The organism is Streptomyces sp. NPDC031474 (genome assembly GCF_055581185.1).
Genome location: NZ_JBVIJX010000004.1, coordinates 427,401 through 443,780 on the forward strand (window position 1 = coordinate 427,401; position 16,380 = coordinate 443,780).

Annotated in this window: 12 protein-coding genes; 2 read left to right on the forward strand and 10 right to left on the reverse strand. The window is 71.2% G+C overall.

The annotated features are described in order from the left end of the window. Nucleotides 1–185: 185 nt before the first annotated feature. The 4 genes from ACZ5SK_RS10170 to ACZ5SK_RS10185 form a co-directional block, all read right to left on the reverse strand. A complete protein-coding gene (locus ACZ5SK_RS10170; RefSeq protein WP_468575744.1) occupies nt 186–647 on the reverse strand; it encodes a glycosyltransferase family protein in 462 nt (153 codons plus the stop codon). 116 nt (nt 648–763) lie between these two features. Next, complete coding sequence (gene nadD, locus ACZ5SK_RS10175) at nt 764–1,360, reverse strand: nicotinate-nucleotide adenylyltransferase (protein ID WP_468575745.1); 597 nt, start codon at nt 1,358–1,360, stop codon at nt 764–766. A 271-nt stretch (nt 1,361–1,631) separates the two neighbouring features. Then, nucleotides 1,632–2,309: a hypothetical protein gene (locus ACZ5SK_RS10180; RefSeq protein ID WP_468575746.1), complete on the reverse strand. Its 678-nt coding sequence runs from the start codon at nt 2,307–2,309 to the stop codon at nt 1,632–1,634. A 70-nt stretch (nt 2,310–2,379) separates the two neighbouring features. Continuing rightward, nucleotides 2,380–2,745 carry a PH domain-containing protein gene (locus ACZ5SK_RS10185; RefSeq protein WP_319676688.1) on the reverse strand — a complete coding sequence of 122 codons (366 nt, stop codon included), beginning with the start codon at nt 2,743–2,745 and terminating at the stop codon, nt 2,380–2,382. Nucleotides 2,746–2,945: 200 nt separating this feature from the next. Between ACZ5SK_RS10185 and ACZ5SK_RS10190 the strand changes: the two genes are divergently transcribed. Further along, nucleotides 2,946–4,289, forward strand: a complete 1,344-nt coding sequence (locus ACZ5SK_RS10190) for a pectate lyase family protein (protein ID WP_457494607.1) — start codon at nt 2,946–2,948, stop codon at nt 4,287–4,289. A gap of 67 nt (nt 4,290–4,356) precedes the next feature. On the opposite strand, the gene ACZ5SK_RS10195 is transcribed toward ACZ5SK_RS10190, so the two are convergent. The 4 genes from ACZ5SK_RS10195 to ACZ5SK_RS10210 all read right to left on the reverse strand — a co-directional run bounded on the left by ACZ5SK_RS10195 (nt 4,357) and on the right by ACZ5SK_RS10210 (nt 10,892). Continuing rightward, the gene (locus ACZ5SK_RS10195; RefSeq protein WP_361706229.1) at nt 4,357–6,348 is read right to left on the reverse strand and encodes a pentapeptide repeat-containing protein; all 1,992 of its coding nucleotides are present in this window, start codon (nt 6,346–6,348) and stop codon (nt 4,357–4,359) included. Nucleotides 6,349–6,456: 108 nt separating this feature from the next. Next, the gene (locus ACZ5SK_RS10200; RefSeq protein WP_361706226.1) at nt 6,457–6,948 is read right to left on the reverse strand and encodes a hypothetical protein; all 492 of its coding nucleotides are present in this window, start codon (nt 6,946–6,948) and stop codon (nt 6,457–6,459) included. A gap of 157 nt (nt 6,949–7,105) precedes the next feature. Beyond that, complete coding sequence (gene metG, locus ACZ5SK_RS10205) at nt 7,106–8,830, reverse strand: methionine--tRNA ligase (protein WP_334578743.1); 1,725 nt, start codon at nt 8,828–8,830, stop codon at nt 7,106–7,108. A gap of 148 nt (nt 8,831–8,978) precedes the next feature. Beyond that, on the reverse strand, nt 8,979–10,892 hold the full coding sequence (locus ACZ5SK_RS10210; RefSeq protein WP_468575749.1) for a VWA domain-containing protein: 1,914 nt from the start codon (nt 10,890–10,892) through the stop codon (nt 8,979–8,981). Between the two features lie 266 nt (nt 10,893–11,158). Between ACZ5SK_RS10210 and ACZ5SK_RS10215 the strand changes: the two genes are divergently transcribed. After that, the gene (locus ACZ5SK_RS10215) at nt 11,159–13,261 is read left to right on the forward strand and encodes a PhoX family protein (RefSeq protein ID WP_468157965.1); all 2,103 of its coding nucleotides are present in this window, start codon (nt 11,159–11,161) and stop codon (nt 13,259–13,261) included. A gap of 38 nt (nt 13,262–13,299) precedes the next feature. On the opposite strand, the gene ACZ5SK_RS10220 is transcribed toward ACZ5SK_RS10215, so the two are convergent. Together ACZ5SK_RS10220 and ACZ5SK_RS10225 are read right to left on the reverse strand one after the other, a co-directional pair. Beyond that, nucleotides 13,300–15,249 (reverse strand): FUSC family protein, encoded by a 1,950-nt coding sequence (locus tag ACZ5SK_RS10220; RefSeq protein ID WP_334578746.1) that lies wholly within the window; start codon nt 15,247–15,249, stop codon nt 13,300–13,302. A gap of 29 nt (nt 15,250–15,278) precedes the next feature. Beyond that, a complete protein-coding gene (locus tag ACZ5SK_RS10225; RefSeq protein ID WP_334578747.1) occupies nt 15,279–16,283 on the reverse strand; it encodes an endonuclease/exonuclease/phosphatase family protein in 1,005 nt (334 codons plus the stop codon). Nucleotides 16,284–16,380: the final 97 nt, after the last annotated feature.

Genomic DNA, 16,380 nt, shown 5'->3' on the forward strand with positions numbered 1-16,380 from the left:
CGGTACCGACGGCGAGGTCTGCTACCGGCTGACCTTAAGAAGAACTGGCCGGTGTAACACGCCTCGATCACGGTCGGCGTCGGCCCGGAGGCGACGGAGGACGGCCAGGGCGCGCCGCCACAGCCCAGCGCGTCGGCTTCCGCGTCGGAGTCCCCTTCGGTGTCGCGTCGTGACGTCGGTGTAGCTCATGCCACTACCTCCTCCAGCGCCTGTCGCACCGCCCCCGCCACCCGCTCCGGCGCGTAGGTCGCACGCGTCCGCGCGCTGTGGCGGTGGGCGGTGCGTCGGCGTCGGGCGGGGGCGGTGACGAGGGCGCACAGCCGGTCGGCGACATCCTCGGGGCGGTCGTAGAGCACGTCGGGATCGCCGGCCGCGATCTCGGGATAGGCGCCGGTCGCGGGCAGGAGCGGGCAGTTTCCGGTGGCCATGGCCTTCAGGGTGGCCACGCCGAGGCTCTCGTGGAGGGCGGTGCTGACCTGGATGTCGGACCGCCACAGGGTGCGGTAGTAGTCGTCGAGGGGGAGGTCCTCGCCCAGTGTGACCCGGCCGGGATGTCGGCGGCCGAGCTCCCGCAGGGCCGCGCCGCCCGGTGCGGTGGCGCGGAAGTGCCGGGTGACGACGATGCGGGCGGAGGTGCGGCGCAGCACCTCGTCGGCTGCGGTGACGAAGAGTTCCGGCCGTTTCGCGGGGCGGTCACCGACTCCGACGCGGGCCTGACGGAACCGGCGAAACCGGCGGCACCGGCGAAACCGGCGGCACCGGCTCAGCCGCCGGGCCGGCCGACGTAGAGGCCGCGTTCGGCGATGTACGCGGCGACGCCGTCCGGGACCAGGTAGCGGACGGGGCGGCCGGCACGTACGCGGGCGCGTATCTGGGTGGAGGAGATCCGCCACGGTGACGCGGGAACGGGATCGTACGTCCCGGAGCGGGGCAGCCGGGCGGGGTCCGGCACGTGGTCGGCCCGTCCGACGACGACCAGCCGGGCCAGCCGGGGTATCGCCTCGGCCTCGTACCACTGTGTGATCCCCTCGGCGGTGTCGGTTCCGACGATGAGGAACAGCTCGGCGGCGGGCCCGGGCGTGCGGCGCAGCTCCCGGAGCGTGGGCACGGTGTAACTCGGCCCTGGCCGGTCGACCTCCACCCGGCTGACGGAGAGCAGCGGGTCGGGCCGGCAGGCGATCTCCGTCATCGTGAACCGGTCGGCGGACGGCGACACCCCGCGCGGATCCTTGTGACAGGGCTCGCCGGTGGGCACCAACACGACGTGGTCGAGGCCGCACGCGGCGGCGGCCATGGCGGCGTTGTGGAGATGGGCGTGGTGTATCGGATCGAACGTTCCCCCCATGATGCCGATCCGCATGCCGGCGCACCCCCAATGCGTCTGCTCCCCAACACGCCCTGCTCACCCGTAGTTTGACGGCAGGTCACCACACGTCCGGGCCGTTCAATGACTCACCCGGCGGAGTGCCATCGGGAGGCCCGGGCGTTGCTGGCTGCCGCCCGTACGGCAGGGGAGTACGGGGAGGCCGCCCGGGTGGCGAAGGAGGGGGTGGAGCATCTTCGGGCGGCGCGCGGCATTGGGGACCGACTCCGGCCCCGCCACTGAAGCGGAGTCGGTCTTCGCTGTCGGCTCACTCGTCCGGTGACGCCCCCTCCTCCAGCAGGCGTTCCGCGATGTCCGTCGACCAGGACTGGGCCCACGCCCGCAGCTCGGCGATGTCGGGTTCCGTCAGGCCGTACTCCGTGAACGCGGTGTCCGGGTAGTGGTCGGTGCCCTCCAGCCGGGTCTGGAAGGTGGGCAGGTCGAAGTCGTCGCGGGCATGACGGCGGGCCAGTTCCTCCAGGTCGGGGTGGGTGAAGCGGGCGGCCGCGGCCCGCGCGTCGATCAGGTCGACCGCCAGCCCGCGGTCGTACAGCGCCCGGATCTTCGTGCCCACCGCGTCCTGGAGGCAGAGCGCGGGCCCGTACGACGTCGGGACGGGCGGGCTCCAAAAGGTTTCCTTGTGCAGGGCCAGATGGAGGATCGTGTCGCCGGTACGGTCCCGTACGGACAGGTGTGCGAACAGGAGGTCCGTGTCCTGGAGTGTCACCTCGTGACGGCCCCCGGAGGTGAGCGCGGCGCTCAGCGTCTCGGCGAGGTGGGGCATCGGCTCCGCGCTCTCCGTCGCCAAGTCCACGTTGCCGTGCGGGCGTTGGAGCAGCCCGTGCGCCTGGAGGGCGTAACCGCCGGCCAGCGCCCACGAGGCCGTGGGCGTGGCCGCGTCGAAAACCTCGGCGAGGAGCCGCAGATGGGGTTGGAGAAGGTCCACCCCGTAGTCGTAGCAGCCCCCGGCGGTGTTACTTCGCCACGGAGCGGCGTCGCTTGGCCGTGAAGCGGCGCTACTTCGCCACGAACTGCGTCAGGATCGCCTGCACCTCGTAGATGTCCACGCCCTTCGTGAACGTCTTCTCGATCGGCACGGACGAGCCGGAGACCCAGATCTTCAGCTCCGCGTCCAGGTCGAAGGTGCCGGCGGTCTCCACCGCGAAGTGGGTGATGCTGCGGTACGGAATGGAGTGGTACTCCGTCTTCTTGCCGGTGATCCCCTGCTTGTCGACCAGGATCAGACGCCGGTCCGTGAACATGATGGTGTCGCGGATCAGCAGGTAGGCGGCCTGTACGTGCTCGCCCTGGCCCAGCAGACGCGCATAGTCCTGCTGCGCCTGACCGCTGTCGATCGGATGCGCGTTCCCGAAGAGCGCCATGGACAGTCCCCCAAAATTCATCCCCATGGGCGGCGTTTGCCCCCCTCGCGGCACCTTAAGGGGCAGGTGGGGGAATCGTGAAGACGTTTGTTCGGGTGACGGACGGGGCTGGAGAAAAAATCCTCAACGAGCGGCAACTCTTCACACGGCGGCGACCACTGATAGGGCGTAAGCCCGCTCCTCCCCCGTAAGGATCTCCCGTGGCAGCTCCCTCCCACCGCCGGTCCCTCCGCTCGCGCCGCACCCTCGTCGTCTCCGCTGCCGTCGTGGCCGCGGGCGTCGGCGCGGGCGTCGTCGTGATGAACGCCAACGCCGGGACCGTCGACCTGTACCACCAGACGCTCGCCGCCAAGGACGGCTGGGCCTCCTCCGGCACGGGCACGACCGGTGGCTCCAAGGCCGACGCCGCGCACACCTTCACCGTCTCCACCCGCGCCCAGCTGGTGAAGGCGCTGGGGTCGGTGTCCGACACCGCCCCCCGGATCATCAAGATCAAGGGCACGATCGACGCCAACACCGACGACGCCGGCAAGAAGCTGACCTGCGCGAGCTACGCGGCAGGAACCGGTTACTCCCTCTCCTCGTACCTCAAGGCGTACGACCCCGCCACCTACGGCCGGTCGAAGCTGCCCTCCGGAACCCAGGAGAAGGCCCGCGTCGCCGCGCAGACCAAGCAGGCGAAGAACGTCGTCTTCAAGGTTCCCGCCCGTACGACGATCGTCGGCGTCCCCGGCACCAAGGCGGGCATCTCCGGCGGCATGCTCCAGATCCAGAAGGTGGACAACGTCATCGTCCGCAACCTGAACTTCTCCGCCACCGAGGACTGCTTCCCGCAGTGGGACCCGACCGACGGCGACAAGGGCAACTGGAACTCCAACTACGACTCCGTCACCCTGCGCGGCGCGACCCACGTCTGGGCCGACCACAACACGTTCACCGACGCCGCCCACTTCGACAGCGTCAACCCGAAGTACTACGGCCGCGAGTACCAGATCCACGACGGCGCTCTCGACATCACCAAGAGCTCCGACCTGGTGACGGTGTCCCGCAACCAGTTCACCAACCACGACAAGACGATGCTCATCGGCAGCAGCGACAGCGAGCCCGCCGGCAAGCTGCGCGTGTCCATCCACCACAACATCTGGAAGGGCATCGTCCAGCGCGCCCCGCTGGCCCGTGTCGGCCAGGTCCACGTCTACAACAACTTCTACGACGTCACGACCCTCAACGGCTACGCGACGCAGTACAGCATCAACTCCCGCGCCAAGGCCCAGGTCGTCGCGGAGGACAACTACTGGAGGCTGCCGACGGGCGGCAAGGTCGCCAAGCTGCTCAGCGGCGACGGCACCGGCTCGGTCAAGGGCAGCGGCAACCTCGTCAACGGCACGGTGTGCGACCTCGTCGCCGCGTACAACGCCGCCTCGTCCAAGGACCTCAAGACGAGCGTCAACTGGACGCCGACTCTGACGGCGGGCCTGGAGACCTCGGCCAAGAACCTGCCGACCTCGCTGGCGACGACGACGGGCGCGGGCGTGCTGTCCTAAGGGTTCGAAGCGAGGGGCCCGGACCTACGTGGGCCCCTCACGCCCAGGTCCGGGCCCCTCACCCGTGTCAGGGCAGAACGGCGTCCGTCCAGTCGGCGGCACGCCGGTCGACGCCTTCGAGGTGCGCCCTGGTGAGGTCGGCGGCGGTGAAATTCGTGCCCGTGACGATCGCCGCCGGATGGGTGTCGTCCTTCCTGAGGTCGGCGCCTGTCAGGGACGCGCTCGTCAGGTCCGCCCGCGACAGGTTCGCGCCGGTCAGGTCGGCCTCGTCGAACTGGGTGATGGCTCCGTTGTCCGCAGGCATCGCCTGCGCGCCGGTCAGGTCGGCGCCGGTCAGTTGCGCGCCGATGAGCTGTGCGCCGTCCAGCCAGGCGCCGGTGAGGTCGGTCTCGGTGAACTGAGCGTTGAGGAACGTGGCGGAACTCAACATGGCCCCCTCCATCCTGGCCTTGTCGAACCAGACGGTGTCGAAGACGCCTTCGCGCAGATCGGCCCGGCTCAGATCGGCGTCTCGCATGTCCGCATTCGTGAAGTCCAGACTGGCGAGGTCGGCGCCCACCAGGAAGGTCTCGCGCAGGTTGACGTAGGACTCCCCGTCCACCACCTGTGTGCGCGACCCCAGCACCTCGAGGGCGGCCGCCACGTCCTCGGTAGGACGGGTCTTCGGGTCCTTGCGCAGCCGGTCCGCGGTCTTCTGGGCGGGCATCTTCGCATGCTGCCTGACGTAGGCGCCCAGTATCTTGACGATCGCGGGCTGTTCGCTCGGCGAATCCCGCATGATGCGCTGCAGGGCGTAGATGCTGCTGATCCTGACATCCATCGAGTCGTCTCCCAGGCTGTCCACGGTGTCGCTGTAGGTGGTGGCCACCTGCTCGCGCCTGGTGAGACCGAGGGTCTCGTCGGCCTGGGTGATCGTCACGGCGGTGAAGACGAGCGCCAGCACGGCCGGAACCGTCGGCATCGCCGTGGCGACCCACATGTAGCGCTGCCAGCGGGTCCCCTCGCCGCCGGGGGCGGCTGCCGACGCGGGCGCCGGGCCCGGCCCGGGCGGGGGCGTGGGCGCGGGGGGGAGTTGGGCGGGTTCCAGCAGGACGAACCACCGGCCGGCGTGCAGCCGGTCCTGAACGGTGGCCAGCAGACCGGTGAGCGCGGCCAGCGCCGTGGTCCCGTCGCGCAGGACCTGCCCCGACGCCTCCGCCAGGGTCGCGGCCACGCGCCCGGTGTGCGCCTCCAGTTCGGCCCGCCGGTCCCCGTCGATGGGCAGACCGTCCTGGGCGAAGTCCCTGAGCGCGGCGCGGAGTTCGGCCACGCGCAGATCGAGGACGGTCGCTGCCGGGGGCGCCACCGTCGCCCGCAGCACGTCGCGGCAGGCGGTCAGCGCGTCCAGGCAGGCCAACAGGGGCGGCTCCTGCCGTGCCCAGAGGGCGAAACTCCGCAGCGCCGCCCGCCGTAGGCGCCACGCCGCCACGGGCAGCGCCAGGGCGAACCCGAAGAGCGGCCCCGCCTCGACGCCGTTCCACCAGGGCCCGGCGTCCGCCTCGCAGCCGGTCAGCAGGGACCAGGAGGCGCAGTAGTCGCTGCCCTGGTCGTACCAGCCGTCCCCGCCGAGAAGCTGGTCCAAGGAGGAGTAGACGTCCGGCAGCAGTTCCATGACCGGACCGTCGTAGAAGTACTCGCTGACGATCAGCCAGGCCCCGAGCACGGAGCCGCACAGGGCGAGGGCGATCGGTACCGCCAGGCTCCACACCCTGCGGCCCGCCGCCAGGACGCGTGCCGAGCGGTCCGCCTCCACCAGAGGGCGCAGCAGCCGGTCGGACGGTGGCGCGGCGGGCGCCCCCAGATAGCGGCGCACCGCCAGAGCGCCGCGTAGCCGACGACGGAGGTCCTGTGTGTGCGGCCGGACGGCCGGGCGCGGCACGAGCGCCATCCGGCGTCCCGTGTGCCGGTGCGGATCGCGGAAGGCGGCCGCCCTCGCGACCAGCCGCCACACCCCCATCGTCATGGCGTACGCCACCGTCGCACCCAGGAAGGCGCGTATCCAGTCAGCCCAGGACGTCAAGTCCACCGCGTTCGCCCGCCCCCCGACCACTGCCTCGAACAAGTGCCAGGTGGAGTATGCCCATGGCGTGCGCAGTGAGGCCCGGGTTTTCCGACAGGCGCCCGCCCGTCAGGTGTCGTACGTGCCGTCCCACGGTTCGGCGAAGGCGAGGCGGTCCGGGTAGAGCTCCGCCCAGGTTTCGGGGGTGCCGTCCTCGTCCTCGTCCTTCCTGATCACCAGGCCGAACAGGACGTTCTCGTAGGTGAGTTGGAAGGGGCGGATCGCGATGTCCGTGTAGGAGCGGCGGGGCAGGCTGCGCAGCAGGGTCGCCAGGCGGACGCGGGCGCGGGTGAGGACGGAGTCCTCGCCGTGCGGGGCGCGCTGCTGCGCCGCCCAGGTGCCGGCGCACCAGATGTCCGAGGCGCGGTAGTAACCCTCGGCGTCGAAGGTGTGCAGCACGGTGTAGAGGCGTTTGTGCTCTTCCCAGCCGTCGTCGAGGCGGAAACCCTGGGGGAAGGCGTATGTGACCGACGCGAGGAACTGGCCGTCCGCGTACCGTCCGATGGACTCGGTGCGGTGCTTCGGCTGGTAGGCGATCGGAATGACCTCGGGGACCTCCATGGCGGAAACCATACGGCTTGGCGAATACATGCCGAAGCGGGGGGAAGCCCTTCGCGTTTTCCTCTACATCTTCTCCTTTATGCGCGCCGCGCCCGCGGTGCCGGCGCGGCGCGCATCAGGAGGAATCGTCGGCCCGGGTCGTCGGCCCGGGCCGTCGTCAGCCCTCGGTGCCGCCGAAGCGCTCCTTGTAGGCCTGAAGGTCCTCGTCCGTGAGCTTGGCGAAGAGGACCGGCGGGACGGTGAAGGGGGTGCCGGCGGGGACGGTGGCGAGGGCCTTCGCCTCGTCCGGCGTGACCCAGGTCGCGGTGTCGTCGGACAGCGAGAACGCCTCGCGCATGGTCTTCGCGCTCGACGGGATGAAGGGCTCCGAGACCACCGCGTAGAGGTGGATCAGGTTCATCGCCGTGCGCAGGGTGAGGGCCGCGCCGTCCTTGTCCGTCTTGATCTCCAGCCAGGGGGCCTTCTCCTCCAGGTAGGAGTTGCCCGCGGACCACAGCGCGCGCAGGGCGGCGGCCGCCTTGCGGAACTGGAGCGCCTCCATCTGCGACTCGTACTCGGCCAGCAGCTCCGCGATCTGCTCGCCGAGCTTGGTCTCCGCCTCGCCGGCCGCGCTGCCCGCCGGGACCTCCTCGCCGAAGCGCTTCTTGGAGAAGGACAGGACGCGGTTGACGAAGTTGCCGAGGGTGTCGGCGAGGTCCTTGTTCACCGTGGCGGTGAAGTGTTCCCAGGTGAAGGACGAGTCGTCCGACTCGGGGGCGTTGGCGATCAGGAAGTAGCGCCAGTAGTCGGCCGGGAGGATGTCCAGGGCCTGGTCGGTGAAGACGCCGCGCTTCTGGGACGTGGAGAACTTGCCGCCGTAGTACGTCAGCCAGTTGAAGGCCTTGACGTAGTCGACCTTCTTCCACGGCTCGCGCACGCCCAGCTCGGTGGCCGGGAACATCACCGTGTGGAACGGGACGTTGTCCTTGGCCATGAACTCCGTGTAGCGGACGGGGTTCTCGCCGGAGTCCGCCTCGTACCACCAGGACTTCCAGTCACGGCCGGCCGGGTCGAGGTCCGACCACTCCTTCGTCGCGCCGATGTACTCGATCGGGGCGTCGAACCAGACGTAGAAGACCTTGCCCTCGGCCGCCAGCTCCGGCCAGGTGTCGGCCGGGACCGGGACGCCCCAGTCGAGGTCGCGGGTGATGGCGCGGTCGTGCAGGCCCTCGGTCAGCCACTTGCGGGCGATGGAGGAGGCCAGCTGCGGCCAGTCCGCCTCATGGCGGGAGACCCACTCCTCGACCTCGTGCTGAAGCTTCGACTGGAGGAGGAAGAGGTGCTTGGTCTCACGGACCTCGAGGTCGGTGGAGCCGGAGATCGCGGAGCGCGGGTTGATCAGGTCGGTCGGGTCCAGGACACGGGTGCAGTTCTCGCACTGGTCGCCGCGGGCCTTGTCGTAGCCGCAGTGGGGGCAGGTGCCCTCGACGTAGCGGTCCGGGAGGAAACGGCCGTCGGTCGGGGAGTACACCTGGCGGATCGCCCGCTCCTCGATGAAGCCGTTCTCGTTGAGGCGGCGGGCGAAGTGCTGGGTGATCTCGACGTTCTGCGGGGAGGAACTCCGGCCGAAGTAGTCGAAGGCGAGCGCGAAGCCGTCGTAGACGGCCTTCTGCGCGTCGTGCGCCTGCGCGCAGAACTCCGCCACGGGGAGGCCCTGCTCCTTCGCGGCCAGCTCGGCGGGGGTGCCGTGCTCGTCGGTCGCGCAGATGTACAGGACGTCGTGGCCGCGCTGGCGGAGGTAGCGGGAGTACACGTCCGCCGGGAGCATGGACCCCACCATGTTGCCCAGGTGCTTGATTCCGTTGATGTACGGAAGGGCGCTGGTGATGAGGTGTCGAGCCATCGGGGGCTGCTCCCAGGTCGGTCGTGCGGCGGTGTGTCGTGCGGTGCTGTTCTTGTGAGCCTTGAACTTGAAATCGTAGCCGACATGGGTGGGCCGCCCGCCTCCCGTTTTAAGGGGTGGGAAGGGGCGGCCCGGGTGATCTACGAGGTCAGGGACGCCAGGTCGCCAGGATGCCCTCGTAGACCTCCGCGTCCGTGAGCTCGCGCGGGGTCTCGCCGGCCAGGAAGTGGGACGTGTTGGCCAGCTTCAGCTTGCGGAGGTAGTCGAACGCCTTGTTCTCCGGGTCACCGAAGGCGACGAAGGAGAAGAAGACGGCGGGGTGGTTCTTCGCCGCCTCCGTGAGGGACTGGGTGGCGGGGGTCTTCGCGTCCGGCGCGCCGTCCGTCTGGAACACCACCAGGGCGGGGGCGGTCGGGTCGGACGACTTCTCGTGCAGGGCGAGGACGGCTTCGACGGCGACGTGATAGCTGGTACGGCCCATGCGGCCGAGGCCGGCGTGGACGTCGTCGATCTTGTTCTCGTGGTCGGTGAGGGTGAGGTCGGCGGTGCCGTCGACTTCCGTGGAGAAGAAGACGACGGGGACCTTCGTGTCCTCGGGGTCGAGGTGGGCGGCGAGGGCGAGGGTCTGCTCGGCGAGGGCCTGGGCGGAGCCGTCCTTGTAGTACGGGCGCATGCTCGCGGAGCGGTCCAGTACGAGGTAGAGCTTCGCTCGGGTGCCGGTGAGGTGGGTTGCCTCCAGGGCGGTGGCGGCTGCCTGGTAGGCGGTGGCGAGGCCCTGCGGGGCCTGACCGCCGAGGCCGGCTCCGCCTTCTCCCGCCGTCCCCTCACCCGCGACGGCAAGGGCCCCCTGCGGGGCGTCCTCACCGTCGGCGACCCCCTGCGGGGCGTCCTCACCGTCGGCGACCGCGGGCCCACCCGACTCCGCAGCGGCCACAGGCACGAGCCCGGACGGCTCCGCCTTGACCTCGCCCTCCGCCTCGGCTGCGACCGGCTCCGGCTCGGTGTCGGGGTTCGGGGCGGTGTCCGTCGCCGTTTCCGGCTCGGGTTCCTCGGCCGTGGTCGCGGGCTCCGGGTCCGTCGCCGTCGCGGCTGAGACCGGCTCGGGCTCCTCGGCTGTGGCCTCGGTCTCCGGCTCCGCCGCCGTTGCGGCTGCGACCGGCTCGGGCTGGGCGGCCGTTTCGGGCGCGGCTTCCTCCGCCTCGGTCTTCGGGGCGGTCTCCGTCGCTGCTTCCGGTGTGGGCTGCTCTGCGGCGGGCTCGGGCGTCGCCTCTGCGTTCGGCTTCGAGTCCGTTTCCGGGACGGTTTCCGGCTCGGGTTCCTCGGCCGTGGCCTGGGTCTCCGGTTCCGTCGCCTTCGCGGCTGCGACCGGCTCGGGCTCCTCGGCCGTGGCCTCGGTCTCCGGTTCCGTCGCCTTCGCGGCTGCGAGCTGCTCCGGCTCGGCCGCGACGTCCGCCGTGGGCTCCGCCTCGGCCTCGGCCGCCGGCTCGTCCACTGTGGGCTTGGCTGTTACCGCCTCTGCCGCCGGCGTCGGCTCGTCCTTCTCGGCGTCGGTCTCAGCCGTGCCCTCTGCCTCAGTCGCCTCAGTCGCCTCAGTCGTCACCTCGGCCTCAGCTTCGGCTTCTGGCTCGGAGGGGGTCTCCGCCTCAGCCTTCGTCTCCGCGTCCGCGGTCGCCGGCTCTTCCGCCGGAGACGGTGGGGCGGATTCTGTGGACCTTGTCGGCTTGGGGACCGTTACGTTGTCGAAGGCTGCTGCGACGAGGTCGTGCTCGTCGTTGGTTGCCGGGCGGGGTTCCGGGACCTGGGCCGTCGGGGTGGGCCTCGGGGTGGGTTCGGGGGAGGGGGACGGGACCGTCGGTTCCGGCGTCGGCGTCGTGGACGTCGGCACCGTCGTCGATGTCGTCGCCGACGGTGCCGTCGTGAGGTCGGTGCTGTTCGACTGCTGGTCCCGCTCCTCGGAAGCGGTCTGTTCCTGCGAAGGAACCTGTTCCGCACCCTCCGCCTCGGCGGCCCGCTCCTTGCGTGACCGTCCGAACGCGTTCCGCAGGAGAGTGAGAATGCCCATGTGCGCAACCCTTCGCGTGAGTTGAAGCCCGTCAATCCCTGGCCAGGACGGACACGTAAGGTTAGCGGCCCCGGGTGGTGATCTTGGGCAGGGGTGAGTGCAAGGAATCCGGGTGTGTCAATACCGCCTCGGCACCCCCTCCGCGCAAGTCCAACACCCTTCTGGCAGCCGGGGATTCACTTTCCGTTCATCCCGCAGCAGCGCATCCGCACATGCGTACCCCTACGGTCAAGCTGATACCAAGGGTACGCAAGGGGAGAGTAAAGGTGCGCAAGCTACTGCCGATCATCGGGACTCCGTCCGGCTCGCATCCCGGCGGGCGATCCGCCATGACCTGCCGTTTCCGGTGTGGTGACGCCTGCTTCCACGAGGTGCCCAACACCAGCGACAACGCATACGTCGGCGATGTCATCGTCGGGGCGCTCGGCCGCCGTGCCATGATGCGCACCGCGGCGGTCGTCACCGTCGCGGCCGCCGCCGGGACGGCCGGTGTCGCCGGCGCGCTGCCGGCCGCCGCCGCCACGCCGGGCGCGGAGGCGACGACGTCCGGCAGGCATCCCGGAAAGCCTGCCGGAAAGCCTTCCGGCAAGAGCGCTCGCGGGCTTCGCTTCACCGCCGTCGCGCCGAACACCGCCGACGCGGTCACCGTCCCCGACGGGTACCGGCAGAACGTCGTCATCCGTTGGGGCGAGCCCATTCTGCGCGGGGCCCCCGCCTTCGACCCGGAGAAGCAGACCGCCGCGGCCCAGGCCGGACAGTTCGGGTACAACAACGACTTCCTGGCGCTGCTGCCCCTGCCCGGTGAGTGCGACCGGCAGCTGCTCGTCGCCAACCACGAGTACACCAACGAAATCCTGATGTTCCGCGGCTACGACCCCGCCAACCCCACCCGGCAGCAGGTCGAGGTCGCCTGGGCGGCGCACGGTCTGACGGCCGTCGTGGTGGAGGAGGACCGGCGGACCGGGAAGCTGACCGCCGTCCCCCGCCACCACCTGAACCGGCGCGTCACCGCCACCACCGAGTTCCGGCTCACCGGCCCCGCCGCCGGGTCGGACCTGCTCAGGACGTCCGTCGACCCGACCGGCACCAAGGTCCTCGGCACGCTCAACAACTGCTCCGGCGGCACCACCCCCTGGGGCACGACGCTGCACGGCGAGGAGAACTTCAACCAGTACTTCGCCAACAGCAGCCGCGCCACCGACAAGCGGTACGGGATCGGCACCGGCGCGACCGAGCGCAAGTGGGAACGTTTCGACAAGCGTTTCGACGTCGCTCAGGAGCCGAACGAGGTGCACCGGTTCGGGTACGTCGTCGAGTTCGACCCGTACGACCCGACGTCGACGCCCCGCAAGCACACCGCCCTCGGACGCTTCAAGCACGAGGCGGCGACCGTGCGGCTCACGGACGACGGGCGGCCCGTCGTCTACACCGGGGACGACGAGCGGTTCGACTACTTCTACAAGTTCGTCGGCAGCAAGCGCATGAAGAAGGGGTCGAGCCGGGCCGTGCGCGAGCACAACCTGTCCCTGCTCGACGAGGGCACGCTGTACGTCGCCCGTCTCACCGGCGACTCCCCCGCCGTCGAGATCGACGGCACCGGCAAGCTGCCCGCCGACGGTGAGTTCGACGGCAGCGGCGAGTGGATCCCGCTGGCCACCGCCACCGCCAAGGGGGCCGTCTCGCATGTCGAGGGGATGAGCGCCGAGGAGGTGTTCGTCTTCACCCGCCTCGCCGGTGACAAGGTCGGCGCGACGAAGATGGACCGGCCCGAGGACATCCAGCCCTCGCCGGTCACCGGCAAGGTGTACGTCGTCCTCACCAACAACACCAACCGCGGTGTCGGCGCGAACGCCAAGGCCGACGAGGCCAACCCGCGCAACGCCAACAAGCACGGGCACATCCTGGAGCTGACCGAACGCCGCGGCCGCCCGGAGAGCACCACGTTCGCCTGGTCGCTGTTCCTCGTCGCCGGCGACCCCGACGACCCGGCGACGTACTTCGCGGGCTTCCCCAAGGACGACGTCAGCCCCATCTCCTGCCCGGACAACGTGGCCTTCGACCCGCACGGCAACCTGTGGATCTCCACCGACGGCAGTCAGCTGGGCTCGCACGACGGACTGTTCGGCGTCGCCACGCGCGGTTCGCGGCGCGGTGAGCTGAAGCAGTTCCTGACCGTGCCGACCGGTGCGGAGACCTGCGGTCCGGTCATCCAGGACCGGCGGGTGCTGGTCGCGGTGCAGCACCCGGGCGAGGCCGACGGGGCCTCGGTGGAGAAGCCGGCGAGCACCTGGCCGGACGGCGCGGGGAAGATCGTCCGCCCGTCGGTGGTGGCCGTGTGGCGCGCGGACGGCGACGACATCGGCGTCTAGGACAGGTCCTAGGGCGAAACACGCCCTGGCAGCGCTCGTCAGGTCCGCTGCGGTGAGGTGATCGCCCGTGCCGCGGCGACCTCCTGGCGCAGGGGTTCCAGGACGCTGCCGGGCGGGCCGGTCAGGTCTGTGCGGACGGGGTACAGGACCTCCGTGTCGCGCAGGCCCTCGGCGAGTTCCCGCAGTTGCCGCGTGACCTGACCGACCTCCGGCTCCGACGGCGGTTCGGCTCCGTGTTTCACACGGACCCGGGCCGCCGTCGTCGCGTCCACGATGCGTTCCACGGCGACGACCAGCGGCCACCAGGCGGCGGCCCGGCGGCCGGTGGGCGGGGGCTCGGTCAGGGCGCGCTGGAACTCGGTGCGGATGACGGACAGGTCGCGGTAGAGGCGGCGGCGCATGCGGGCGCGGGCGGCCGGGAGGACGTCCGGGCCGAAGGCGGCGTCGACGTAGCGGGCGGTGTCCGCGACCGTGTCGGCGAGGCGGTCGCCGACCCGGGTGTGCCAGCTCTCCGGCCACAGCAGATAGCCCGCCACCAGCGCGATCGCGCAGCCGATCAGCGAGTCCACCAGGCGGGGCAGCAGCAGGCCCGTGCCCTGGTGGTTCAGGATGTCGGAGAGGAGCAGGATCACGGGTGTGATGGCCGCCGTCTGGTAGCCGTATCCGCGGGGGGTCAGGGCGGGGATCAGCGGGGCGAGCAGCAGCATCGCCGGGACGTCCCACCAGCCTCTCGGCACCTGCGACAGCACCGCCGCCGCGACGACCAGCCCGGCGACCGTCCCCAGGGCGCGCAGCAGGGCCCGGGAGAACACGGAACCGAAGTCGGGTTTCATGACGAACGTGATGGTCAGGGCCACCCAGTAGGAGCGGGCCACGGGGACGGTCGAGACGAGGACCTGGGCGAGTCCGATGCACAGGGCGAGGCGCAGGCCGTAGCGCCAGGAGCCGGCGGAGAGGGTGACGTCACGGGCCGCGCGGGCGGCGCGCACGCGCAGGGCCGCCGGACGGCCGAGGCGGTCGTCGAAGCCCCGCGGGTCGATGTCGGGAGCCGCGACCACCTCGGCGGCGTGGCGCAGGGCGTGATCGACGGCGCGCGCGGTCTCCGACCCGGGGGCGGGCAGGTGGAGGTCTATGGGGCCGGTGAAGCCGGTCCCCACGGCCCGCGCGAGGTGGCGTACGGCCTCGGGGACCTCCGCCGGCAGCGGGCGGCCGTTCAGATGGGCGGCGGGGGCCGCCTCCACCACCGGGGTGACGGCGTTCAACTGGGCGATCAGCCGGGTCAGTTCGGGATTCTGCCCGTGCTGCCGGGTGCGGCGGGCGAGGACGAGGTCGTAGGACTGGTTCAGGGACTGGGTGACGGTGTGCCGGGCGTCCTCGTACTCGCCGGGGACGTCGCTGCCGCAGGCGGCCAGCAGGTCGGCGACCGTGCGATAGGCGGCGGCGACCGCGGTGCGCTCCGGCACCCCGGAGCGCAGCGGCCAGGCCAGCAGGGCGAGGAGGAGCACGAGCAGCCCGCCGCCGGTCATCAGGACGGGCGCCAGCCACCACTGGCCCGGCATCGGCAGCCCGGCGCCCACGACGGAGTTGAGCAGGAGCAGCAGCCCGGCGACGGACGCCACGGCCCCGATCGTCGAGATCATCCCGGAGACCAGCGCCACGCCGGTGACGACGGCGACCGCCGCCCACCCGTGCCCGTACACGGCGCTGCCCAGGGTGATGCCGACGGCCCCGAACAGCTGCGGGATCGCGATGTTGAGGATCCGCATCCGGTAGGCGTCGGCGGTGTCGCCGATGACGCCGGACAGGGCTCCCATGGAGGCGAGCGCGCCGTACGCGGGCTGTCCCGCCGCGAGACCGATCACCAGGGGCAGCGTCATGGCGAGCGCGGCGCGGGCGACGGCGGGCCGGCTGACGGGCGCCTGCTGCGGCCGAAGGTTCCGCACCAGCCAGTCGGGAGGGGTGAGGCCGATGGGGAACTCGCGGGACATGGCCTCATTATGAGCACCCCCGTGGTCCGTCATCCCTGGTGGAGGGTGAGGTTCACGAGCAGCGCGCGGTGGTCGGTGCCGTCGAGGCGAAGAAAACGGGCGCTGTTCGCCGCGAACTCCTTCGACACGAGCACATGGTCGATCTGCGTGCCGAAGGCGGGTGCGGTGCTGCTCGGCCAGCTGGGCTCGCGGGCGTCCCCGGCGAGGCGGGCCGCGTCGCGCAGCCCGGTGTCGAGGATGCGGCGGAAGGCGGCGTGGTCCTGGGAGGCGTTGAAATCCCCGGCGAGGACGAGCGGACCGGTGTCCCGGTACCGGGCGGCGAAGTCGCGCAGTCGCCCCAGTTCCCGCTTCCACAGGGACACCTGGCGGGGCAGCGGCGGCTTGGGGTGCGCGAGCTGGAGCCGTACGGCATGCCCGTGGACGTCGGCGACGGCCCCCGGCATGCCCATGCTGCCGGGCACGGTGGCCGCGGCCCGCAGCGGATACCGGCTGAGGACGACCGACCCCACGGAGGACTCCCCCGGCACGGCCCGCCGATACGGGTACTCACCCCCGAGTTCCCTGCGCACGGCCGCCTGACAGACGTACTCGCACTCCTCGACGAACACGATGTCCGGCCGTTCCCGCCGGACCACGGGGACGAGCGCGTCGGTCGCCCACCCGAACTCGACGTTCGACGTCAGCACCCGCAGCTCGGCGACGACCGCGCCCTTCGGCTCGTCCCCCTCCCCGTACGGCTGGACGAACCAGGTGAGCAGCCCGGCGACGACGACTCCCCAGATCAGCCCCGGCCACCACCGGGCGAGAAGGGACAGCGCGATCCCGATCCCGGCGGGCAGGAGCAGCCACGGCAGGAACGCCAGCACCTGCGGCACGGGCGTGACCGCGTCGGCGCCGACGACCCGACACCCGACGACCGGGCTCACCCCCGCCAGCAGCAACCCCGCGCACCGGACACCGAACAGCCGGGCCCGGGGCCGGAGCCGTCGCGCAGACGGAGTCCCCACGGCCCGGCGCACCGGATACCGCCCCATCCCGCTCCCCCTCCACTGCGCCCCATCCCGCCCCTCCGCCATTCCGCCCCATCTTGCTCGTTCGACGGCTTTCCTGACCCGGGTCGACGCGTCGTGG

Bases quoted from the DNA above. Each gene is read 5' to 3' on its own strand.
- ACZ5SK_RS10220 (WP_334578746.1), bottom strand. From the start codon at position 15,249: ATGTCCCGCGAGTTCCCCATCGGCCTCACCCCTCCCGACTGGCTGGTG.
- ACZ5SK_RS10200 (WP_361706226.1), bottom strand. From the start codon at position 6,948: ATGGAGGTCCCCGAGGTCATTCCGATCGCCTACCAGCCGAAGCACCGC.
- nadD (WP_468575745.1), bottom strand. From the start codon at position 1,360: ATGCGGATCGGCATCATGGGGGGAACGTTCGATCCGATACACCACGCC.
- ACZ5SK_RS10210 (WP_468575749.1), bottom strand. From the start codon at position 10,892: ATGGGCATTCTCACTCTCCTGCGGAACGCGTTCGGACGGTCACGCAAG.
- ACZ5SK_RS10185 (WP_319676688.1), bottom strand. From the start codon at position 2,745: ATGGCGCTCTTCGGGAACGCGCATCCGATCGACAGCGGTCAGGCGCAG.
- metG (WP_334578743.1), bottom strand. From the start codon at position 8,830: ATGGCTCGACACCTCATCACCAGCGCCCTTCCGTACATCAACGGAATC.
- ACZ5SK_RS10225 (WP_334578747.1), bottom strand. From the start codon at position 16,283: ATGGGGCGGTATCCGGTGCGCCGGGCCGTGGGGACTCCGTCTGCGCGA.